At 47.6% G+C, this 23,613-nt stretch carries 19 protein-coding genes; all 19 read right to left on the reverse strand.

Annotated elements, in window-relative coordinates:
* Positions 1 to 13: 13 nt before the first annotated feature.
* The 19 genes from MJB10_RS16015 to MJB10_RS16105 all read right to left on the reverse strand — a co-directional run bounded on the left by MJB10_RS16015 (position 14) and on the right by MJB10_RS16105 (position 23,588).
* Complete coding sequence (locus MJB10_RS16015; protein WP_314796220.1) at positions 14 to 1,654, reverse strand: hypothetical protein; 1,641 nt, start codon at positions 1,652 to 1,654, stop codon at positions 14 to 16.
* 195 nt (positions 1,655 to 1,849) lie between these two features.
* Positions 1,850 to 2,965, reverse strand: coding sequence for an alanine dehydrogenase (gene ald, locus MJB10_RS16020; RefSeq protein WP_314796222.1), 1,116 nt, complete (start codon positions 2,963 to 2,965; stop codon positions 1,850 to 1,852).
* Between the two features lie 122 nt (positions 2,966 to 3,087).
* On the reverse strand, positions 3,088 to 4,743 hold the full coding sequence (locus tag MJB10_RS16025; protein ID WP_314796224.1) for a PucR family transcriptional regulator: 1,656 nt from the start codon (positions 4,741 to 4,743) through the stop codon (positions 3,088 to 3,090).
* Positions 4,744 to 4,928: 185 nt separating this feature from the next.
* The gene (locus MJB10_RS16030) at positions 4,929 to 6,065 is read right to left on the reverse strand and encodes a DUF2264 domain-containing protein (protein ID WP_397386638.1); all 1,137 of its coding nucleotides are present in this window, start codon (positions 6,063 to 6,065) and stop codon (positions 4,929 to 4,931) included.
* A 13-nt stretch (positions 6,066 to 6,078) separates the two neighbouring features.
* A complete protein-coding gene (locus tag MJB10_RS16035) occupies positions 6,079 to 7,200 on the reverse strand; it encodes a glycoside hydrolase family 88 protein (protein WP_314796227.1) in 1,122 nt (373 codons plus the stop codon).
* A gap of 19 nt (positions 7,201 to 7,219) precedes the next feature.
* Positions 7,220 to 8,236 (reverse strand): LacI family DNA-binding transcriptional regulator, encoded by a 1,017-nt coding sequence (locus tag MJB10_RS16040; RefSeq protein WP_314796229.1) that lies wholly within the window; start codon positions 8,234 to 8,236, stop codon positions 7,220 to 7,222.
* Positions 8,237 to 8,613: 377 nt separating this feature from the next.
* Complete coding sequence (locus MJB10_RS16045; protein WP_314796230.1) at positions 8,614 to 9,396, reverse strand: SDR family NAD(P)-dependent oxidoreductase; 783 nt, start codon at positions 9,394 to 9,396, stop codon at positions 8,614 to 8,616.
* A 156-nt stretch (positions 9,397 to 9,552) separates the two neighbouring features.
* Complete coding sequence (locus MJB10_RS16050) at positions 9,553 to 10,638, reverse strand: Gfo/Idh/MocA family protein (RefSeq protein WP_314796232.1); 1,086 nt, start codon at positions 10,636 to 10,638, stop codon at positions 9,553 to 9,555.
* A gap of 173 nt (positions 10,639 to 10,811) precedes the next feature.
* Positions 10,812 to 11,477: a hypothetical protein gene (locus tag MJB10_RS16055; RefSeq protein ID WP_314796233.1), complete on the reverse strand. Its 666-nt coding sequence runs from the start codon at positions 11,475 to 11,477 to the stop codon at positions 10,812 to 10,814.
* A gap of 89 nt (positions 11,478 to 11,566) precedes the next feature.
* Positions 11,567 to 12,532 carry a class II fructose-bisphosphatase gene (glpX, locus tag MJB10_RS16060; protein WP_314796235.1) on the reverse strand — a complete coding sequence of 322 codons (966 nt, stop codon included), beginning with the start codon at positions 12,530 to 12,532 and terminating at the stop codon, positions 11,567 to 11,569.
* Between the two features lie 46 nt (positions 12,533 to 12,578).
* Positions 12,579 to 13,382: a pyruvate, water dikinase regulatory protein gene (locus MJB10_RS16065; protein ID WP_314796237.1), complete on the reverse strand. Its 804-nt coding sequence runs from the start codon at positions 13,380 to 13,382 to the stop codon at positions 12,579 to 12,581.
* Between the two features lie 16 nt (positions 13,383 to 13,398).
* Positions 13,399 to 14,034, reverse strand: a complete 636-nt coding sequence (locus MJB10_RS16070) for a helix-turn-helix transcriptional regulator (protein ID WP_314805686.1) — start codon at positions 14,032 to 14,034, stop codon at positions 13,399 to 13,401.
* Between the two features lie 296 nt (positions 14,035 to 14,330).
* Positions 14,331 to 15,275, reverse strand: a complete 945-nt coding sequence (locus MJB10_RS16075) for a DMT family transporter (protein WP_314796239.1) — start codon at positions 15,273 to 15,275, stop codon at positions 14,331 to 14,333.
* 95 nt (positions 15,276 to 15,370) lie between these two features.
* Complete coding sequence (locus tag MJB10_RS16080; protein ID WP_314796241.1) at positions 15,371 to 15,880, reverse strand: hypothetical protein; 510 nt, start codon at positions 15,878 to 15,880, stop codon at positions 15,371 to 15,373.
* 99 nt (positions 15,881 to 15,979) lie between these two features.
* Entirely contained in the window at positions 15,980 to 17,431 is a 1,452-nt protein-coding gene (katA, locus tag MJB10_RS16085; protein ID WP_314796243.1) for a catalase KatA, read from the reverse strand.
* A gap of 140 nt (positions 17,432 to 17,571) precedes the next feature.
* Positions 17,572 to 19,122, reverse strand: coding sequence for an ABC transporter substrate-binding protein (locus tag MJB10_RS16090; RefSeq protein ID WP_314796245.1), 1,551 nt, complete (start codon positions 19,120 to 19,122; stop codon positions 17,572 to 17,574).
* An 83-nt stretch (positions 19,123 to 19,205) separates the two neighbouring features.
* Positions 19,206 to 20,105 (reverse strand): carbohydrate ABC transporter permease, encoded by a 900-nt coding sequence (locus MJB10_RS16095; protein WP_314796247.1) that lies wholly within the window; start codon positions 20,103 to 20,105, stop codon positions 19,206 to 19,208.
* A gap of 11 nt (positions 20,106 to 20,116) precedes the next feature.
* Positions 20,117 to 21,061 carry an ABC transporter permease gene (locus MJB10_RS16100; protein WP_314796248.1) on the reverse strand — a complete coding sequence of 315 codons (945 nt, stop codon included), beginning with the start codon at positions 21,059 to 21,061 and terminating at the stop codon, positions 20,117 to 20,119.
* Between the two features lie 190 nt (positions 21,062 to 21,251).
* Complete coding sequence (locus MJB10_RS16105) at positions 21,252 to 23,588, reverse strand: helix-turn-helix transcriptional regulator (RefSeq protein ID WP_314796250.1); 2,337 nt, start codon at positions 23,586 to 23,588, stop codon at positions 21,252 to 21,254.
* Between the last annotated feature and the right edge of the window lie 25 nt (positions 23,589 to 23,613).

The following is a 23,613-nucleotide window of genomic DNA, read 5'->3' on the forward strand; positions in this document are numbered from 1 at the left end:
CTTTTCTATGAGTTTAAGCGACCGTATAGGAAGAAAAATCAATCATTTCATCATCAATGACTGCACTGATTTCTTGATTCGGGTCGCTGCTTAACAACAATCGGTGGTGGTACAGAGATTCATACGCAATTTCGTTCCCAAAGCTTGGCTGCTTCGTACGCATCAAGTTAACGAATTGACTGAATGACTGTATGCCTAATCGGTCGGCATCGGCTTTGTCTATACATTCCACGACCACGCCATTTCGGTAACCTTGGCTCGTGACAAAACAGCGATCCGCAAGCACTTCACGCTTGAACGCTTGTTGGATAAATACCGCCATATATACGGTTCCACATAGACCGAATAGCGCGTTCGGCTCCTCAACCCATTCACCTAATGGCAGACAACCTTTGATATAGGACGGGGCATGCTCGGGAATGTCATAGGAAGCCATCACAACATTGCGATGAAAGAGTACTTCCGTGTATTCGCTTTGATGACGCAAATCTCCTTCTGGCTGAGCCTGATCAGGATGGAAAAAATAAGCATGATTCACACCATCGCCAAAAGTCCCGATCGGAAAGGCAACGTCCCAGCGATGCTGTTCGTTGTCGAACTCACGAATGCGCTCCCACATCCCGCCCATCGCGAAGCTCTCGGTCATATAAACATAGCTGTGCACCACATCGTCCCGATGCGTCTCCGTGCCAATTTGCCTCGGAATTTGACGGCGTATTTCAATGGGTGTTATGCGGTGTAATGCTGTGCGTAGGCTCGCTTCAGGCGCATCATAGGCCAAGAAACCTGCATATTCCGTTCTTGGCATCTCCGTCGGCAGCTTGAAATCACCGAACTGCACATAATCATGCAGCACATTGGTATCCTTCGGCATATCGTGCGGCCAGATTCGGGAATGCGGGCCCACCCATGCGCCGCCAAGGTAGTACGTTGCTCGCACGTTCCATAAGTAATCCAGCATCTGTGATAGCTCACGCTTGATGGCTGCCTCTTCAATAAGCTCCCACGCACAGGTAAAAGCTTGCACCCAATGCCAAAACCACGGAAGTCCGCCGTATTCCGACATTCCGTGCTTTGTTACACGCCCATACGTTGCACGCAAACTGTCTATACCGTCTTGAAGTAGCTCTTCATCTGCGAAACGTTGGCCGAGGATGAGCTTGGCTGCCGTATATTTGGCTTCGTGATGACCGTAATTCGACAGTGGCTTCCGGTAAAAATTGGAATGATAAATATGCGTAATCGCCTGCTCCAGCGCCGCTTTCAGGGGACTGCTTAAGTGCTCCTCATATCGCTGGGCAAAATACACCATTAAGCTCCCCATCAGCTCGACAGGCAGCGTATTCTTAGCTGCTTCTTGAGGCGTTGGACGCAAATTAAGCGGCCAATGGCCGTAGGTGCTGCTCTCTGGATGCTGATCTTGAATCTCCAGAAGCTGAAACATAATTTGCTCTGCTTTCGCCTTGGCTTCCTGCCGATCGCCGTCAAAGGCAATCTGTGAATCTACGGCTGCTGCGAACAGATATGAGGCATAGTAGAAATTATCGCGAACGTCTTGTTCAAAAAGAAATCCATTGCTCAATACCGGCTTGCTATACGCTGCTGCAGCTATGTTCGCAATAATTTCGGCTTGTCGTTGTTGCCTTGTACTCAACATTGTCATCTCCCATTGTAAAAGCTATGGAACGAAACACACTCTTTCGCTGTTTATCTGCATGTCGAGTTGAAACGTTTCACTTTCAGTTTATCCCCTATCAAAACTATCGTCAATGCGAAGTTGCTTATTAGTCGCCACAACACAAAAGGGGACCCGAAGGTCCCCAAAACTACTCCCGCTATCCCTACTCTTTTACTGAATAATCGCGTAGATATCTGTATATTCATACCCGTGTGCTTCGGCAACGGCCTGATACGTAACGTACCCCTCGGCGACATTGATGCCCTTGGCAATCGCCTTATTCTCAATAGCCGCGCGTGCGTAACCTTTGTTCGCAATTTGCAAGCCGTATGCTGTCGTCACATTCGTCAACGCAAGTGTGGACGTACGTGCTACCGCACCAGGCATATTCGCTACGGCATAATGAATGACACCATGTTTCACATAGGTAGGTTGATCATGCGTCGTAATGCGATCAATGGTTTCGATTGAACCGCCTTGATCAATGGCAACGTCAACAATGACACTGCCAGGACTCATGGCTTTGACCATTTCCTCGGAAACGAGGCGCGGTGCGCGTGCACCAGGAATGAGGACAGCGCCGATAACCAAATCTGCGCGGCGAACGACTTCCGCGATATTATATGGATTGGACATGATCGTTTTGACACGTCCTTGGAAGAGATCATCCAATTGACGCAGTCGATCTGCGTTCAAATCGACGATTGTAACATCTGCACCAAGGCCAATGGCCATTTTCGCTGCGTTCGCACCAACAATACCTCCGCCGATTACCGCAACTCGGCCTGGCTCGACGCCTGGCACACCGCCTAACAGGATGCCTTTGCCGCCATGCGCTTTCTCGAGAAAGTGCGCACCGATCTGCACAGACATACGTCCAGCGACTTCACTCATCGGCGTTAACAACGGGAGACTGCCATTGTCAAGTTGAATCGTCTCATAAGCGATCGCGGTTACTTGGTTAGTGACCAGGGCATGCGTCAACTCAGCTTCTGGCGCAAGGTGAAGGTACGTGTACAAAATCAGCCCTTCATGAAAATACCCATATTCAGATGGAAGAGGCTCTTTTACTTTTACGACCATTTCACAAGCCCACACCTCAGCTGCGGTAGCAACGATCGTTGCGCCCGCTGCCGCATACTCTTCATCCGTGAAGCCGATGCTGTGTCCTGCTAACGTTTCTACATAAATATCGTGACCTGCTTTTGTGTATGAAAGAACGGAGCTCGGTGTCATGCCGACGCGAAACTCATTGTTTTTAATTTCCTTAGGTACGCCAATTTTCATGCTGTATCAACCTCTCATGAGGACCCTATCACTTCAAGATCGCTCGCTTCTTGTCTCCAAGTATAAGAGAGATTGACACCCGTTCCATTAGACATTTTGTCAAAAAACATCGCCAAATCTTTTCACAATTTCTTCTCCGGATACAACAATTGGTAAGCTCGAATCGCAACTTGCAGCGCCAACCGCTTCTCAGGCAGCATATAATCAGCCCCAAGCAGCTCTTCGATTTTGTCCAAGCGATAATAGAGTGATTGCCTTACAATGAACAGCTGCCCAGCAGCCATCTGCTTCGAGCCATCGTGGTCTAAATATACTTTCAAGGTCCGCAGCAGCTCACTGCCCTTCTGTAGATCATGATCGATGAGTGGCCCCACGTAAGTGCGTACGAAGGAAGCTAACATCTCTTTGTCCGATATCTGTGTAAGCAGTACGAAGACGCCTAGTTCATCGTAAAACATCACTTTCTTCCCCCCCGTCGTCTCGGCCAGAGACATCGCTTGAAGCGCCTCCTGATAGCTGCGGTGCGCTTGCAGGAAGGTCGTCTTCGACTGACCGACACCAATTTTCAAGTCAATGTGCTCGTCTGCATGCAGGGAATGAAGTGTATGGAATACATGCTGCAGCCGCTCTTTGCTTGGTTTTTTGGGGGCTTTATCGAACGCTACTACAACGAGCCGGTTGTGTTTCAATGTAATTAAGGGATGGAACAACTGTCCTTCAAACAGCGATCGAACCGCAAGCGAAAGATGCAAACCAGCGGATTCAATGCCCTCATTTTCGCCTAGTTGACTATCTTCCATGCCCTCTTTAAATTCGATTAATATCACATGATAAGGCAACGCATTCAATCGCTTAAACTCTGCTCCTAGAAGCACTTTAATCTGCTCTTCATCATGAATTCGCATGTGGAGCAGGTCATCGACCCACAGCGTCTGTGCATACAACTTACGTTCTTCCATATATCGCCTGCGAAGTAAATCCTGCGCAATCGAAAGCGAAGCTGAGTCCAGGATTAAATACTCGTATTCCTGCGGCTTGCGATCGAGCACGAGCAGGAGATGCGCCCACGTTTTGCCCATCGCACCGACGGGTTGAACGATCACTGTTCCCTTGCCATTCTCGACAACCAGGGGGGATGTCCCGCGGCCATCTTGCCGCTCTTCTCTTTCGATGCTTTCGAGAAAAGTGAGCCATTGAGCCGCCTCACGCTTGCCCATCGGTGGAACGAATTTAGGTTGTGAATCTGAGGGCACATAGATGACGTCAGCCTGCGTACTGCTATGTAAAAGCGATAGAACATGCGATACGCCTTGCGAAGTCAACGTCATCCGATGAAACTCGCGAGAAATTTTCTCCAAATCCTGAAGTGCTTGATGATGCTGATTGATGATAGTTGCGTGTATATCCTGCGTGATATCAATGAATCGTACGGCTTCTGGAAAAATGACAAGGGGAAGCTGCTGCGCCTCCGCCGCATCCTTCCAAGCTTGTGGAACGGCATTCACATAATGCCCCATCTCTACGCACAAACAGGATACCTTCCGCTGCACCAGCTGGTTGAAATAGGTCATGAATGAATCGATATCGTCCTTGAATGCCGCACCTGTCGTCAAAATCATTTCGCCGCCTTGCAGCAGCTGCTCGAATTGAATGACTTCGATAATATGCACCCAGCGGACATGATTTCCTAGATGGGCATGCCCCGCCGCAATATAAGCATGCTGAAAGGATGGGCGCTTCAACACATCCGCTACCGTTAATTGAAACTGTTGACTCACACGGGTCACTTCTCTCTTCTTGTTCTAAAAGGTATGGTCGAAAGTTATCCACAATCTATGACTTGGAATACTTGTGGATAATAGCAGCAGTCACACAACTTGCCGCGCCGCTGCCTCTCAACTTCTAGTTTACACGAAAATAGGGTGAAAAAAAGCCATCCGCATCCGCGGACAGCTTCATCGAACTAATATAACGCTTTATCAATCGCAACCGTTTGATGGGACCACACCTGTTGTGAAGTCCATGGCGCTGCTGGTGCTTGCCAGAATTCGTCGTCTGCTCTTAAGCCAAGCGGCAGGAAGACGGCGGAACATAAATACAGGCTTCCTGTTGAGATATAATGCTCACCCACCTCTGGTTGGTGGCCACATAGTCCGATGCGGAGCCAGCCGTTGTCATCGAAAGTACCAGGCGCTTCGATCAACCTGCGGATGACCGCGGTTAAAGCGCCTCGTACTTGCGCAGGCGCAACCACTGTCGGCAGCTCACGGCGCAATGCTGTTTGGGCTAGCGACTGGAAGGCACCGAAGCGGTACGCTAATGATCGTCCGATGGCAGGGAATGTGCCTTCTGGCGAGATCGAGCGCTCCTGAACCTCTGCGTAGCGCTGTGCACGTTGGACAATTTGGGCGCGCATGCGCCCCCAATCCTCATAGTGCACTTGAACATGCTCGATGATATCAACGAGCATCGGCTGAATGACGAAGCTGTTATAGTAGTCGGCATGATACTCTACGCCATCGCCGTACATGCCGTCGCCGAGATACCATTGCTCATGCTGCTTCAAGGCGAAATCAACACGCATATGATCCCAATCCTCGCCCATGTAGCCGAGCGCAGTTTCTGTCATCGCTGCGAATAGCAGCCAGTTGTTGAACCCAGGCTTGCGTGTACGAGAAGTTTTCATCGCGGCCGCAAGATTAGCTTGGACTCTAGCATCCAGGGAGTGCCACAACGTATTGGGAGCTCGCAGGATCGCGTGTGCCAAGAAAGCCGTATCCACGATCGGCTGGAAGCCTGTGGCGAAGTTCAAGAAATCTGGAGATTCGGGATCCGTTCCCGCGTCCATCGCTTCACGAACCAATTCCCCGAAGGAGAGCCGCAGCTTCTCCTCCTCGGAATCAAGCGCAGGCTGCTCCAGCCAAGGAGCAATTCCAACAAGCGTGCGCGCGAATGCTTCCAAATGCGTGTACTGACGCTGCTCTTCTTTTTTACATTCAACAGGCATCGTGGCTCTTAGTTTTCTAGCCGCAAGCGATTGAATTACGGGCTCAGCTATGCGCAGCATAGTATCCACCCAATATTTGCGATCGGAGTTCATCGTCATTGATGAATTACTCATACCAGTACCCTTTAAATCCTTTTTCCAAGCGAAGAAGCGCTTCTAAGTAGTAGTAGTCGCCCCAAATCATGTAATCATCTGGTGCTGCTCCGCCGCGAACGCTATAGGAACCGCGCTCAATAAAGCCTTGCGCATCTGGTTTGCCGATCGTTGCATAGGATTTCACAAGACCTGTCATCGAGCGTTGAACTCCGTTTTCTAAATAAGCACGATTGGCATCGTCTGCCGCCAAATGCTCCAAAATTTCCAAGGTTCCAGCCGATGCAATCGCTGAAGCGGAACTGTCGCGTTTCGTCTCTGCATTGACTGGCGCATTGAAATCCCAATATACGACATCATCTTGTGGTAAACGCTCAAAGAAATAACGAGCCATGCGTACCGCTGTTTCCAAATATAATGGATTTTTCGTATAGCGATACGACAGGGCAAATCCATAAATGCCCCATGCTTGACCGCGTGTCCATGTAGAACCATCTTGGTACCCTTGGTGTGTGCCGCCGCGAAGCGGTTCGCCTGTTTCTTGATCGAAGTAGAACGTGTGATAGGAAGAATCGTCGCCACGTACTAAGTAACGACGGGACAGATCCGCGTGAATGATCGCCACTTCTTTATATTTTTCATTGCCAGTCTGCTCATAAGCCCAGTACAACAGCGGTAAATTCAACATGCAGTCAATGATGATACGTCCGCCATTTGCAGCATCCCCTTCAGGACCCCATGCTTGAATATATTGCCCTTTCGGTCTCCATCGTTTCATAAGAACATCAGCCGCTTGCAAGGTAAGTTGTCTGGCGTTCTCATCCCTTTCAAGAATCCATTGTGCTTTCGAGGATAAGGAATATAGGAATCCAATATCATGATGCTCAAGTGCAACGTTGTTCTCGAGTCTTTCTTTGAAGCTCGCTACTGTTCGCTGAGCGGCTTCTTGGAACACTTTTTCCCCCGTATATTGATAGCTGAGCCACAAAATGCCTGACCAGAACCCATCGGTCCATTCATTATTCGGATTCAAATGATAAATATCATTCTCGCTGACATGCGGGAACAAATCCCCAAAACGCTCAATATTCGCTCTCGTCTTCTGTAACGTATCTTCAATCGCTTGTTTCCACATAATCAGATCACTCCATCATCTATATTTTGGTTGTTTCACGTTCGATAAAAGTTAGCGGAACTTCGAATTCTCGTTCTTCGCATGTTGCAACGTTATGTCCAAACTTATGAAGTAATTTACTAATAGCTGTATTCGCTTGCAGATAGTAGGGGATGTCCCAGGTTGAGATGCTGGGGTAGGCATGTGAAGAAACAGAGTCATTATTAATCCCAATCAGCTGAAGTCGATCTGGCATGTCGATCTTTAGCTTGTTTGCCATGGATAATAGCCGTAAAGCAACATAATCGTCAAAAGCCATGATCCCGACTCGTTTCGCAGGCCCCATCATCAACTCTTGAAGGAAGCGCTCCATATCCAGGTCTTTGGTATCCACGAACTGATGTGGAATTGGGCTGCTCAACTGCGCAATCCCCGTCTCAAAGCCTTGGCGGCGCTGACCATCGATGACCTTCGAGTGCTTGTTTCCTACATAAACAAGTAAATCACAACCGCGATCCGCAAGCAGCTTCGTGGATTGCCGGCAAGCCTCGCTAAAACCCAAGTTAACTGCACCTAAAGCAATGTCCTCTGGCCAACCCCACCCATTAATAAGCACGAGCGGTGTACCACTATTCACAATGGAACGTGTGGATTCAAAACCCATGGCTAAACCGTGGCAAATGAGACCATCAACTCTGCGTTGCAGCAGTACCTCGAGATTCCTTCGCTCAATCGCAGGATCGAACCCCCCCGAAGAGAAGACAGACAAATGATACCCTGCTCGATGCGCTTCCAACTGCAATTGCTCGGCTAATTGTCCATAATATCCGCCCAAAACAGGCACGATGAGACCGATTTCAAATGTTTTATTCCGACTTAAACCAGCTGCATTCGTATTCCGTCGATAACCCAATTGCTCAGCGGCTAATTCGACTTTACGGATTGTCTCTTTGGATGAACGAATTCCACCTCGATTCAGCACATTGGAGACCGTAGCGATAGAGACGCCTGCTGCTGCTGCCACTTCTACAATTGTGACTTGTTTTGGATTGCTCATTCGTGGTTCACTCCATCATTTGTTAAACGTTTAACTCACACTTTTAGATTAAATTGAAACGTTTAACCTGTCAAGCAAAAATTAGCTTTACATTTCTACAAAAAAAAATAAAACCTTGGACGACTTTCTTACGTAGTACTATTCATGCATGACATTCTTTCAGGGTTAGGGAGGTTTCTTGCTTATGACAATAACATGGACTTATCACAACAACACTTCAATTCGGGACACAATCTCTATGATCATTTGGTACCTGAGAAAGAAGCGGAGATCGTAAACAAGTCATTTCCCTCGAAACATAGAAGAACAAAGCCCAAGGCTTTCCAATCGGAGAGCCTTGGGCTTTGTTTTGTTATTCCAATAGCAACATGCTGTGATTATAACGAAGCCCCTTTACCGCCATCAATATTGACCGATGTTCCCGTAACATAGGACGCGGCATCCGAGGCAAGAAACGTAATCACATTTGCCGCTTCATCCGCATTGCCGATCCGTCCCAACGGAATACCATGCTGCGGATGGCTAGCAAATTGTTCCCAAGTCAACTCGGGAGCGACCTTCTTCCAGACTTTCTCAATCTGTTCTGAGCGGATCAATCCAATGCAAACTGTATTCACGCGAATCTGGGACGCTGCCACATCTTTACTCAACGCATTCGTAAGAGCTAAGCCAGCCGCACGACTAACGGAGGTTGGCAGCGATGACGCTGGAGGCGTTTTGGCAGCAGATGTTGTTATGTTTATAATCGAACCGCCACCCGCTTCACGCATATGGGGAATGGCAAATCTAGAGCAATGAATCGCCCCGAACAATTTCAGCTCCAAGTCCTGACGCCATAGCTCGGTGCCCACCTCTTCAAAAGGAGCAGCTGCTGCTGTACCTGCGTTATTTACCAGAATATGCAGTCCGCCGAATCGCTGAACCGTTTGTGCAATCGCACGCTGACAGTCTGTTTCTGACATCACATCCCCTTGAATGGGAAGTACTTCTCCCTCTGTCAAATTAGCGATGTGAACCGCTGCTTCCTGTAACTGGGCTTCGTTTCGAGCCATAATCGCGACTTTAGCGCCTTCGCGGGAAAGTGAAATGGCCGTCGCTAGCCCAATCCCCTTACTGCCTCCTGTAATGAAAGCCACTTTATTATGTAAGCCTAACTGCATGACGCTCTCTTCCTTTCCTAGTGGGGAATCAATAAGTCCTATTCATGTTGTAAGCATACGCCAACTCACCACATTTATTCAAATACTACTACCTAGAGACGCAGACGAAAGAAGGTGCCCATCAGCCACCTTATGGCTTGGACACCTTCTTCACAATTATTGGTTCAAATAAACCGCTTTGCCCGTGCGCGCTGACTCATAAATCGCTTCAAGAATAAGTGAAACGACGTAAGCTTGCTCTGGTGTGACGACGGGTTCTTTGTCTTGATCGATGGCCTCGATCCAAGAACGCATTTCCACATCTGCAGCGCTCTCGCTTGCCCCATCATAGAAGGCAACGCCGCCCGACTTTAATTCAACGTCCGTTGTGAATAAGCGGCTGTGCTTCTCGCCATTAATACGAAGTCCGCCTTTCATATCCGCGCCGCCTTCTGTTCCGCTTAACGAACATTTCGCCTCGTCCACTTCAAGCGTATTTAAGGCCCAGCTGGATTCCAACATGATCGTAGCGCCATTTTCCATAACGATCATCCCGAATGCAGAGTCTTCTACGGTAAACTTGCTTGGATCCCAAGGACCCCAAGCGTTGGCTGCGTTCTCTTTTTTGGAGAGCTCATGATAAGATGTACCTAATACAACCTTCGGTTTATAGTTGTCCATCATCCACAAAGTCAAATCTAGCGCATGTGTCCCGATATCGATTAGCGGACCTCCGCCTTGTTTCTCCTCATCCAGGAAAACACCCCAAGTTGGAACCGCACGGCGACGGATCGCATGGGCTTTCGCGAAATAAATGTGACCCAATTCACCTTCTGCACAAACGGTTTTCAAGTGTTGGCTGTCTGGACGAAAACGGTTATTGTAGCCGACCGTCAGCTTTTTACCTGTACGCTTCGCCGTTTCCAGCATGCGCTTCGCGTCTGCCGCCGTCTTCGCCATCGGCTTCTCGCACATAACATGCTTACCAGCTTCCAGCGCAGCAATTGTAATTTCCGCATGAGAAATATTCGGAGTTAACACATGAACAATATCGATGGTCTTGTCTTGAAGAACCTCTTGATAATCCTCACAAATGAGCGCACCCTCTACGCCATATTTGGCAGCAGCAGTTTCAGCGCGGTCCAGCTCAATATCACAAAACGCGACTAGCTCGACATTTTTGAGCTTGCTCAAGCTTGGCAAATGTTTGCCATTAGCGATACCACCGCAACCTATAATTCCAATTCGATACGTACGTGACATAATATTACCTCCATTAAGATCTAGTAGACATGCAAGATAGGATATAAAGACATTAAACTTAATTTATCACATGAAAACGCTTATTAAAATTGTAAGTTTCGGACAAAGTTACTCAGAAATTACGACATAAAAAAACCAGGAGTCCATAACCCCTGGTTCTACATGTCATAAATTCATTTGTTTCCTGCCTTCTTCTGCGCTTCTTCCAAGTAGGTCCGGTAGAGCTGCTCATTCGGTTGCTCCCGCGTTAAGTCTTCATAGTAGCGGGCAACTTTTTGAAAATAGTAACCATGAACATCCGTTGTCGGCACGAGCTTATGGGGTTCCCAACGATACGTGTCAATGCGATAAGCCTGCCCTTTCTCCTGAATCCACAAGGCGATTTCGCAACGCCCATCTTGCCCGCTTCGCGTCGGCATATCCTCGATTTCCACATGATTGTACGTTGTTCCATACGGAATCACACGTTGATATCCAGACTGTGTCCACTGAATAATATCGAGCTCGGCCCCCGTTTCATCGGGCTTCTCCCAGCCAATCACGACGTCCCAACCTTCGGTGCGCGAGATCGGTGCAGCGGCGAAATCTCTTACTGCCAAGTGTCTCCCTGTTGAAGCTGACGCAATTGGAAACCAGTTGCCCGAATATTCCTTCAAGGAAAACAGGTATTGATTGCCCAAATATCTATACAAGGCTGTAATTTCAGGAAATCCATCGCCATCCACATCGGCATACAGAATTGCCGCAGGTTCTCCTTCTTGCTGCAATTGTACGACCTCAGCTTCCTCGGGTATACAGCTGCGGACGACGGAAAGGAAATCAATTGAAGCTAAGCTCATGGTCATCCCTCTTTTCGCATTTTCTCAACTCAAGTATATGCGTTTGGGATCTTGACCCATGTCAAGCTTGACAATTCTCTTTACTCCCCTCAAGCGCTCCCTCGCTGTTCAACTCCGATATGATGCACACACTGAATGAATCGTACGGTTTGGGTGCGGGCGTTCATCACGACTGAGTGCGTTTGAGCCCGGCCGCTCCAGTCATATTTGACGCCGTTCAAGAAATCACCAGGGGTAACGCCTGTCGCTGCGAATATAATGTCCGAATCGCCAACAAGATCGCGCATATGAAGCACTTTGGAAGGATCGGCGACACCCATTTGCTGGCAGCGGAGCACTTCTTGGTCATTTTCAGGCAGGAGTCGGCCTTGCAATTCGCCACCCATGCATTTCAGTGCTGCAGCAGCCAGTACACCTTCAGGCGCTCCGCCTGATCCCACATGCAGATCCACACCAGTCTCAGGGAAGGCAACCGCCATTGCACCTGCGACATCGCCGTCGCTGAGCAAATAAATTTTCACCCCAAGTGAGCGAAGTGTCTGGATGTGCGCTGCATGCCGGTTACGGTCGAGGATTGAGACGGTGAGGTCTGTTACTTTTTTCTGCAAAAGCTGGGCAGCTTTTTGTATCGTTACCTCTAGCGGATCCTCCAAGCTAAGTTTTCCTGCCAAAAGGGGACCGACCGCCAGCTTCGCCATATACATATCTGGTGCGTGCAGCAAATTCCCTTTCTCTGCGATAGCGACAACCGAAAGCGCATTGTTGCGGCCGCTCGCCACGATTTCCGTTCCCTCCAGCGGATCAACAGCAACATCAAACTCAGCGCCAGTCCCGCTGCCCACTTCTTCCCCAATATAAAGCATGGGAGCTTCATCCATTTCTCCTTCGCCAATGACGACAGTCCCGCGAAAAGGAACCGTTCGAAACACCTCACGCATGGCAGCAGTCGCAGCTCCGTCAGCGTCATTCTTGTTTCCTTTGCCCGTCCAGCTCGCTGAGGCGATTGCTGCCGCTTCTGTCACTCTCACAATTTCCAATGACAAATCTCGATGCATACACATTCCTCCTTTTTGATTTAAGGTATCGTTTCCAGTCATTGCGTTAAGCTCGTTCTGCTAAAATGAGGCCCGCTGTTTCCTCGATGGCTTTCTCGGTCACATCAATGATTCTACAGCCCAGTTCACGGTACAGTCTGAGGGCAAAAGCGATTTCTTCCTCCACACGCTCATGTGTCGCGTATTTGGCGCCGAATGGAAGTCCGACTGCTTTCAGTCGTTCTGTTCGAATGCGGATTAATTGATCGGGGCTCATAACGAGACCGACCAGTTTCTTAGGATCCAATTCGTAGAGAATAGCCGGCGGTTTCACCTCTGGCACCAGTGGATAATTGGAAACCTTGTAGCCTTTATGCGCCAAATAGATGCTCAGCGGTGTTTTCGATGTTCTTGATGGTCCTAGCAGCACAATATGGGCTTGTTTCATCGTGCTCGGATCCTTCCCGTCATCACTATTGACGGTAAATTCCACGGCTTCGACCCGTTGAAAATACTGTTCATCCAATTGATATAAAAGTCCAACTTTACGACTTGGTGAATCCTTGAACGTATCGATAAAAGCCTGCATCATCGGTCCCATAATATCTATGGCATTCACCTGCAAGCGATTCGCTTCCTGGCGCATCATCTCCCGCAATTCAGGGAGAACCAGTGTGTAGGCAATGAATCCTTTTACCCGAAAAGCCTCTTCAACAATCGCTCGCACTTCTTCTTCCGTTCGAATGGACCCGTAACGCTTCACCTGTACCTGACTTGCGCTAAATTGCCGAATCGTTGCTTGTACAACCGTATTGGCCGTTTCACCCACCGCATCTGAACAAACGAAAATGGTATGCAGCTTCTCTCCCATGTTTACTCCCCCTGATCTACGTCCCTAGCGCTACATCCAGCAGCAATTTGGTCAAAGTTGTTTTCGTAATTCGGCCAATGACTTCCAACTGTTCAGAGCCCTCCATTGGCTTCACGACAGGTAAGCTGTCCACTTCATGATGTATGATTTTTCTAGCTGCTTCCAGCACACTGTCTTCTTGTCTTACAGTAATAATATTCGGTTGCCTCGTCATAACGAGCGATACTGGCATCGTTGATGCGGGTGAATGCCCTAGCGTCACCTTCAGTAAATCTTTCCGTGAAACGACGCCTACTAAGGCGCCTTCCATATTCACGATCGTTAGGCTCCCTACATTTTCGAGAAAAAGGGTAACAACCGCATCACTGACGGTCACTGTTTCTCTCAGGACGACGGGAATACCCATGACGTCTTTCACCTTCATGTTCTCAATAGCCTTGACTGGCGAGCGAGCGTCGAAGGCTTCTGTCCCCAAGAAATAACCGACCTTCGGCTTCGCATCAATATGTCGCAGCATGACCAGAACAGCCAAGTCCGATCGAATCGTTGGTCGGCTTACGCCAAGCAATTCTGCGATTCGATCGCCTGTTATCGGAGCATGCCGACCGACAAGCTCGATGATTTCTAGCTGGCGTGTTGTAAGTTCGATGATGTTTCCCTCCTAATGCATGGACCACTGCCATATAGTGTGTTCTATTTATTATATATTGTACATTATATAATAAATAAACAACATATTAAATTGTTTATTGCCTATAAAACAAATATTTATCACTTATAAAAGAAAATACCCCTTCCACTCGCCTGTTAGGCGTGAAAGCGGTATGGTGGGTGAAGCATCCAAGGGTGCTGAGACTCCCAGATTGGGAGGCTCAGGTGAACTGCGTCCGAGCCTCCCGTTTCGGGAGGCTCGGATACAGAATGTGCTACTTTCGAGGGACTCGGGTGCTACTTCGACGAAACGCCGCCCGGTTCAGAAGGTTGAGCGTTGATCTGACGCGTCCGCTTTTTCATAGCAGCGTTCGTCATGTACACACCGAGCACGATGCCGAATGCGCCGAGCAAATGGTACAGCCGCAAGGATTCGCCCGTAAACGCTGTGGCGAAAATTGCGCTAAACAGCGGAATGAAATTCAGAAAGCCTGCGCAGCGCTGCGGGCCTGCTAGCTCGATCGCCTTATTCCAGCTGAGAAAGGCGACGATCGAGGCAAATATGCCGACATAGAGCAATCCGCTCATCAGCGACGGGCTCCAACGAACATCAGGCGATTTCATCGCCCATTCAATGGCCGAGATTGGCAATAGGAGGAGGAGAGCCACGGCAACTTGTACAAGGAGAAAAGGGCTAGCTGGGAAGCGGCCCGCAACCCTTTTCATCCCAACCGAATACAACGCCCAGCACAAGATGGCTATAAGCATGTACAAGTCGCCTTTATTGACAGATAGGCGCAGTAACGCAGCCATATCCCCTCCGCTGATAATCCAGCCCACTCCGATCATGGAGACGAGAATCCCAGGAAGCGCCCGCCAAGCGAGTCCCTCACGCATCACGATCCACGTTATGAGCACTACGAAAATCGGCGTAGCTGAGTTCATGAGTGAGGCATTGATCGAGCCGGTGTATTGGACAGCCACATATGTGAATGTATTGAATCCGGCAACGCCAGTGATTGAGAGGAACAGCACCATTTTCCAATGTAAAAGGTAATCCTGTCGCAGGCGCCATGCCGTTTTGCCAAAAAAGGGCAGTAAGCATAGAAAGGCGATGCTCCATCGGCAGGCAGCCAGTGTGATTGGGGGGATGAGGTGAACGAGCGCCTTGCCAGCAACAAAATTGCCGCCCCATATACAAGTTGCCAGCAGTAATAAGACATAGGGAGATCGTTTTAGCATAAAATGAGGTACTCCTTCACAGAATCATATCAACCAACTTATCATTGATTCGCAGTCTCATCAAGGACTCTCTCTCAAAAGTTATCTGAGATAATTCATTGATCGCCTGCCGCTTCCAGCTCATGCACTTCGCAATAGCAGCCTAGGGGAATCAGTTCGCACAAATAGCGCAGCATGTTCCCCTTCTCCGTTTCACTTAAAGGCAGCGCAGCGTCATACGTAAAATGGATAATGCTCTGGATCGCATCATATTGTTGGAAGGATAAGCGTCCTCTAGGAAACTGCCGATGAATCGCTGCGAAAATGCCATATTGATTCAAATTCGGGCGAAGCGCGGCTTGTGTAATATCGACAGGCACTTCATCAAGCAATGGAACACGATCTGCACGCACGGCGTTATAGGCCTTGACAGTAAACACGACATGCGGGTACAAGTAAGCGTTTGCATATCGTTCCAGATTGAGCGCATCATGTCTCGATAACTGCATATCCTCCGTCCAAGCATAGATCGTTGCACGATACTTCGCGCTGGTATAAATTCGGATGTACCTTAAATGGGGGAAGCGGAGTTTGACCTGTTGTTCTGACCGTAATCGAGTTCCCACTAAGATCACCTCTCTCGCTGAAAGCCATTGTGCTATTAGTATATGCGAGCAAATGAAAACAGCCATCCTTTTATGACAAAAGGTTGGCTGTTTATTACGCTATTCAGGAACGGGAAGACCTAGACCGATGGCAATCCGTCTGCCGTAATCAGGATCTGCTTTGTAGAAGTGACCAATCTGCCGGAGCTTAATCGCATCCTGCTCTACAGGCTTCATAGCGCCAACGATTGTTTGCACTAGACGCTCTCGTTCTTCTTCACTTAGCAGTCGATAGAGATCTCCAGGCTGTGTGTAATGATCATGATGATCATACGCAACGCTGTCCGCAGATCCCGTTACATCGAACGCTGCCGGCTTGTAGGCCGGAGTCTCCGAAGGACCGCCGCCGCTGTTAGGCTCGTAGTATAGTGAGCCGCCGCCATTCTCGTCAGCGCGCATGGCGCCATCGCGCTGGTAGGTGTTGACCTCGCTGCGCGGCCGATTGATCGGAAGCGCTTGATGATTCGCCCCGACGCGATAGCGATGCGCGTCACCGTAGGCGAATAGGCGTCCTTGCAGCATTTTATCCGGCGATGCCTCAATGCCTGGCACGAAGGTGCCAGGCGAGAAGGTCGCCTGCTCGACCTCGGCAAAATAATTGTCCGGATTGCGGTTGAGCACCATGCGCCCCACTTCAATCAACGGATAGTCCTTCTGCGACCAGACTTTCGTCACGTCGAATGGGTCGAAGCGATATGTATTCGCATCTTCAAGCGGCATGATCTGCACACATAGCTTCCAAGCGGGGAAATCCCCCTTCTTGATCGCCTCGAACAGATCCTCCGTATGATAATCCGGATTATCCGCAGCTAACTGCGCAGCGACGGCAGGCGCGAGGTTCTGAACGCCTTGCTCGGTTTTGAAATGATACTTCACCCAACACGCTTGGCCTTCGGCATTGACCCACTTGAACGTGTGCGAGCCAAAGCCATGCATATGTCGAAGTGTTGCTGGAATCCCGCGATCCGACATGAGGATCGTCACTTGATGCAGGGATTCCGGTGATAAGGACCAGAAATCCCATACGGCATTCGGATTTTTCAAATGCGTTTGCGGGTGCCGCTTCTGAGTATGAATGAAATCAGGAAATTTGATCGCATCACGGATGAAAAAGACTGGCGTATTGTTGCCAACAAGATCATAGTTGCCTTCATCGGTATAAAATTTCACCGCGAACCCGCGAGGATCCCGCACCGTATCCGCAGAGCCGTTCTCGCCGGCTACGGTAGAGAAACGAACGAACAAAGGTGTTTGCTTGCCAATCTCCGCCAGAAAGCTCGCCTTCGTAAACGCTGTCAAGTCATTCGTTACCTCAAAATAACCATGCGCGCCCGCACCCTTGGCATGCACAACCCGCTCTGGCACGCGTTCGCGATTGAAATGCGCCAATTTCTCCAAAAGATGTACATCCTGGATTAATGTCGGGCCGCGGGCACCTGCCGTTTGCGAATTCTGATTATCCCCAACGGGCGCTCCCCAGCTTGTGGTCAGCTTCTTTTTGTCCGTACTCATCTCGAGACATCCACCTCATTTCGTCAATTCCCTCAACTCAACTATATTCGGGAACTTGGCCTGATATGATAGGGAGCAAGACAAGAAGGCCGCCCCTTAAGGTGATTAAACCTCTTGGAACGACCTCTTTCGCTGCCTGCCTATAGGCCTTTTGCTTTCAAGAAAGCTTGCCATTGCTTCGTCGTTTCGGCATCAATCTTGTCTTGACCTGCTGCTTTCAGCTTGTCAATGTATTTCTGCAGTTGGTCCGCAGGGTCTACAGCACCTGTTTCAAGTGCAACTTGAAACTCGTTATCTACAGCGGTCACGTTCGCAACCTCCGATTTGATCGAATCCCTGTTCACATCAAAGCCGTAGGAGACTGGCACCATTGCGCTTTCGTTCAATTGAATCGTTTTCGCCCAAACATCAGGTGTTTGTGCACCTTTCAAGTAAGCATTAAATTGATTGCCGAACACCCAATCCACATTAGGAGCATAGCCCGAATCCTTGATCGGCTCAATATATTTGTCATCCTTCTTCGTGTAATGCTTGCCTTCCATACCATTGGAAATCAGGTTGTATAACACTTTATCCGTATTGAGCAAGTTAATAAACATCAATGCACGCTCTGGATTTTTGGAAGTTTTGGAGATAACCTGCATAGCGCTCGCGACGCCAGTGAAGTAGGAATCGGAAATAGGTACGTACACAACAGCGTTTCCGCCATTATTGACCATTTCATCCACTTCGCCGCCTGGTTTGGTAGTAAACTCGAGACTTACTGCCACTTTTCCTTTTTTCTTGAGATCAACAATGTTTTTCAACAGCGGAGCATCCTCATTGATATAGCCCGCTTTTGACCAGTTATGCATCGTCGTAAAGAAGTCCTTCTTATTCTGAAGTTGTTGGATTTTCGTGATGGATGTGTACGTTTTGTCATCTTTTTTGTACGCGACAGCGAGCCCATCAGCAGCTACCAAATTCGGGTCTGTATATAGGCCCCATGAGTTCTGAGCCATACCGAAAGGAATGACATCCTTCTCATTGTCCTTAATCGTTTTCAAGAATGGCTCGATATCTTTGTAAGTTTTAATCGAATTAACATCCAATTTGTACTTATCGACGAATTGCTTCTGGATGACAAGACTCTTCGTTTTTGCAGCGATTTGATAGACGGGGAAGCCATACACTTTGCCATCGGTCGCTTTCATATCTGGCCAGAATTTATCAGGAATATTCTTACGAGCTTCAGGCGCATATTTGCTAATCATGGCATCCGTTAACTCCAAGAGTGCGCCCTTATCAATATTCGGTTGATAACTCAGCAGCCAATATTTAGAACCCCACGCCAAATCGAAAGCCTCACCAGAAGCCATAATGGTATTCATTTTCGGATCATATTCATCAAATGAAAGAGGTTTCAAATCAATCGTAGCATTGATCTTGCTCTTTACATATTTGTTAATTTCCTCATTTACCAGAGCTTGATCTTTACCAGGCGGGTTACTAGGATAATAGAATGTCAACTTGACTTCGGGCAGTGTACTTGGAGCAGGCGTTGCTGGAGTCGTGGATGCCGTCGTGGTTGGTGTTGTTGCCTTTGGTGAAGTCGTTTCACTTGCTGGATCAGATTTGCATCCAGCTAGCACGGTCATACTCAGTAGCATGATAGCTACACTGCTTAGGTACGCTTTTTTTCCTTTTTTCAACCTACACACCTCCATATTAATTACCCCTTGTCTCAATCGAACAACCATCCAACGATCCTTCTAAACGCGCGCCCCACCTCCCCTCAGTTCTTTAATGAACCAACCGTAATTCCTTTAATGAAATATTTCTGGAAAAATGGAAACATCACCATCATCGGTCCACCTGCAACTAAGGCCATTGCCATGCGCACTGATAAGGTTGGGAAATTCGCAAATTGTAATTTACTTGCCGTTTCTGCCAAAGGAGAATTAGCTAGAAATTCAATTTGTGACAGAATGCGAACAAGCAGCAGTTGAAGGGGGACATATTTGTTATCATCAATAAACAATAGCGCATTAAACCAGTCATTCCAGTAGGCAAATGAGATAAATAAACTGAGTGTCGCCAGTGCGGGTGTCGAGAGCGGCAGGATGATCCGATAGAAGATGCGAAACTCGCTAGAGCCATCGATCTTGGCGGACTCAATGATTTCCACCGACATTTTATCCAGGTAACTTTTCATAATGATAATGTTGAACGGATTCATCAGAAGCGGAATAATGAGGGCAAGTATGGAATTTTTCAAATGAAGGTACTGGGTCATCAGGATGTAGAACGGAATTGTGCCCCCATTGAATAGCAAGGTGAAAAAGATATAAAACGTGAGCGGACGATGGTAGCGAAAATCACGTCGAGACATTGGATATGCCGTCAATGTCGTGAAGAGTAGAGATGTCGCTGTGCCCACCACCGTAATCGCGATGGTAACCCCATACGATTTCAGCCAGATTTCCGGTGATTTCAAAACAATTCGATAGGCTTCCAAGCTAAGCTCTTTGGGGATAAATCGATATCCGTCGTGAAGTAAACTGTTCTCTGAAGTAAGCGACACCGCAATAACGAGTACAAAAGGGATGATCATGAATAGGCATATGAGCGTAAAAAACAGATGGATATACCAATTTGACGCTGACTTCACTGGTTTAGCTAAGGCAAGCTCCATGGAACTCCTCCCTAAAATAGCGCGTTTTCTTCATCGATACGGCGAACTGCTGCATTCGCTGACACAATCGTGATGAGCCCTACCACAGATTGTAGAAAGCCTACCGCCGCCCCTGAGTTGATGTCTCCCAACTTGGACAGAGCCCGATACACATACGTATCAATGACGTCTGTCGTTGCCAAATTGGCTCCTGCATTATTCGGTACAAAGTAATGAAGTCCGAAATCTCCTCGAAAAATGTTGCCCAAGCCCAAAATAAACACAACGATGATTAAAGGCTTTAAGAGCGGAAGCGTAATGCGGAAAATCATCTGGAGACGTGATGCGCCATCCAGTTTAGCAGCTTCGTAATAATCTGTATTGATCCCAACAATCCCAGCGTAATAGATCAAAGTTGAGAAACCAACACTTTTCCATACGGCAACCAAAGGAAGAATTACTAGCCATGGCGTTGTCTCAAAGTACCATTTATGCGGTGAAAGTCCAATATCTTGCAGCAGGCGATTCAGATAACCACTCTTATGTTCCAAGAAAGCGTAGGTAATGTAACCAACCAACACAAGGGAAATGAAATAGGGAAGAAATAACGTCGTTTGATACACTTTCACCATACGGCCGCTTACCTCGTATAACATAATCGAGAGGACTAGTGCGGCAAGCGTGCCTAAAACGATATAAGTCATGTTGTATAAAAGGGTATTTCGGATGATTCGTATTGCGTCCTGCGATTTAAATAAGAACTCGAAGTTTTTAAGTCCGACCCATTTGCTTCCCAGAATACCCTGATCATACCGGAAATACTTAAAGGCTAAGATAAGTCCAATCATGGGCAAATACGCAATGACGAGTTCGAACAAAAAACCTGGCATCGCAAGCAACAGCAGCTCCCTATTTTTTCGCAGGTGTTTGAATTCCTGTAAAAGCCTTCGTTTTCTGAAAGGTTGTGATGTGGTCATTGTGCTCCTCCTCCATATTCGTATCTTGCCACAGATTAAAGCGATTACAAAGCGTACGATATTCGAATTCATGTAAAAATCGTGTGTACAATAATCGAATTACTCTCTTTTTATGATATACATGCTAAAAACCGCCCTCCATTCACCTATTGGTGAAAGAATTGGCGGCTGGCTAAACCATTTCTCCAAATTATGAAATGGATTTCTTCATGCGGTATTCCTTCGGGGTACTCCCGAATTTGCCTTTAAAAAGGCGGAAGAAATAACTTGGATTCGTATAACCACACTTTTCCATAATATCTAAGACGGCATGATCCCCATTCTCAAGTAAAAACTGGGCATGCTGTAAACGAACCTCATTCATATATTCGGTAATCGTGCATTGGTAACTATCTTTGAACAATCTGCCCAAATACGCGGAAGAAAGCTTGACCGTCGAGGCGATGGATTGTTGGCTTAAATTGAAATCGGCAAATTTCTGATGGATAAGTTCTTTGACTGTTTCCAGGATCATGTCATTCCGCTCCACGTTGGATGGCTTCTGTCCGTCACAAATTTGTGTACAAAGCGCCAGCAAGGATACGTACATTTCCTCAAGTGTTTCTTTCTCTTGTGGAATATGATGAATGTAGTCCACGTTGAAACTCATTTTCGTGACACGATTCTCCATAATTTCAGCGACCGTATACTGGATCACCCAGGCTAAATTCGTGACAGCGCGTTGAATATCATGATAATGGTACGTGGCGAACAAGGAGAATGCCTTCTCCAGCTCTACCCCCGCCTCCGTCATCATGCCCTTCTTCAAGCTCTCGGCCAATTTCCTCTCAATGGTTTCAGGAATGGAAACTCGTTTATTGGCATTATTCACTTGAACTTGTTCACTCGAAATGATGGACTTATAGCCGAAAATAACGGAGTACAAGCTATTCTGATACGCTTGCGTGTAGCCCGCTGACAACTGTGTCAGCTGTGAAATGCGGTCACTAATCCCACAGGATAGACTCAAACCATAAAAAGCCTCAATCGTATTCTGAATGTCCTGCAGAACTGGACGTATCTCTTGATAAGAGTCTGTTACACCTGTTTCATTCAATGAGACAATGAGTACAACATGATCCCCCCATACTTCCACCGTTTCACAAGGATGCAGCTGGGACATCATTTCCTGTGCAATATTGGTGATGGCAAAGCTATGCATTTTCTTCAATGGAAGGGCAGTATGACTGGCGTAAGACTGAAAATGATCTAATCGGAGTACGCAAACAAGGATCTCAGCAGGATAAGCGATGTTTAATCGATGCTTCTTGATCAAACTGATCATATCGTGATGAGAGAACATCTGCCCATCCGTCATAAATTTACGGATGTAATATTTATTCACGATGTGCTCCGAACTAATTTCATGAAGGGTATGAGACAATTTCGAATACTCCTCACTCATCGCATGAAGCTCATCGTCCTCGGTTTGTCGCGTGTTTCCTTCTCTGGGATGCTGAAACCGAATCCGTTGCAGCATATCCTCAATTGGATGATACAACTTATAGGATAGCCACAGTGAAATCCCGATTGCAATGAGCAACATAGCTCCAGAAACAATCAGCGACTTCGTTCGTGTCTGGGTAACGACGGCCATCAACTTGTCGTACGACTGTACATAGAGAATCGTCCAATTCGGTATAGGGTCAGCCATATACGTAATCATGCTTTTCTGATGCTCGAAATTGCCAATGACGAATCCAGAAGGTTCGCTGGTTGCAAGTTTATGAGCTTCGATATAGCTGTGTATCCTCTCCTGCGTCGACTTACTCGCGTATTCATCCAATTTCCGAGATGAGTATAATCGCCCTCCCTGATCGGACATTAGGATATCGCCTTGAGAGCGACTGCCCGTATCATTCATTTTCTTTAAACTATCGAACACCCAGTCTGACTTGATATACAAAATGATGGCTGATTCATTGCGAGTGAAAGGTTTTAAGGAATTGGTTACGACGAATGCAAAAGCATCAATTTCACCGTCTTCGCGATCAAGACTTACTGGGATGAGTCGGGAGGTTTCATGAGACACGGAGGGGTCGAGAAGCCAATCTGAGATTTTCTTTTTCGTTACGCCGCCATCCAATAAGAAGTTGCTCGTCGTACCGTAAATCTCATTTTGGGAATAGTTATAGACGACCATGGAATGCAGAAATGATGAGCTTTCCAAGATGCTCGACATGCGTTGGTAACTACGAATTAAATCCATCTTAGGTAAGGATTCATCATACATAAGCGGGATGAGCAGGTTATCCTTAAAGACGAAATACGATAAGTGTGTGATGATTTCATTCATGTAGGAGAAGTTGTATTGCATTTGCGTAAGAATTTTGAGATTGGAGTCCTCTTGAATTCTTTTCACGGAATTCTCCAGGAGATATGTATTAGCAAATGATGAGGCTAAGAGGACGATAACCATCGATAACATGATCGAGCTCAGTACGCGCTGCAAATATTTCTTAGATTTATAGAACCCAAATCCTTTCATAAGTACCAAGCCTCCTCTTAGAACG

This window comes from Paenibacillus sp. MBLB1832 (assembly GCF_032271945.1).
GTDB classification, from domain to species: Bacteria; Bacillota; Bacilli; order Paenibacillales; family NBRC-103111; genus Paenibacillus_E; species Paenibacillus_E roseopurpureus.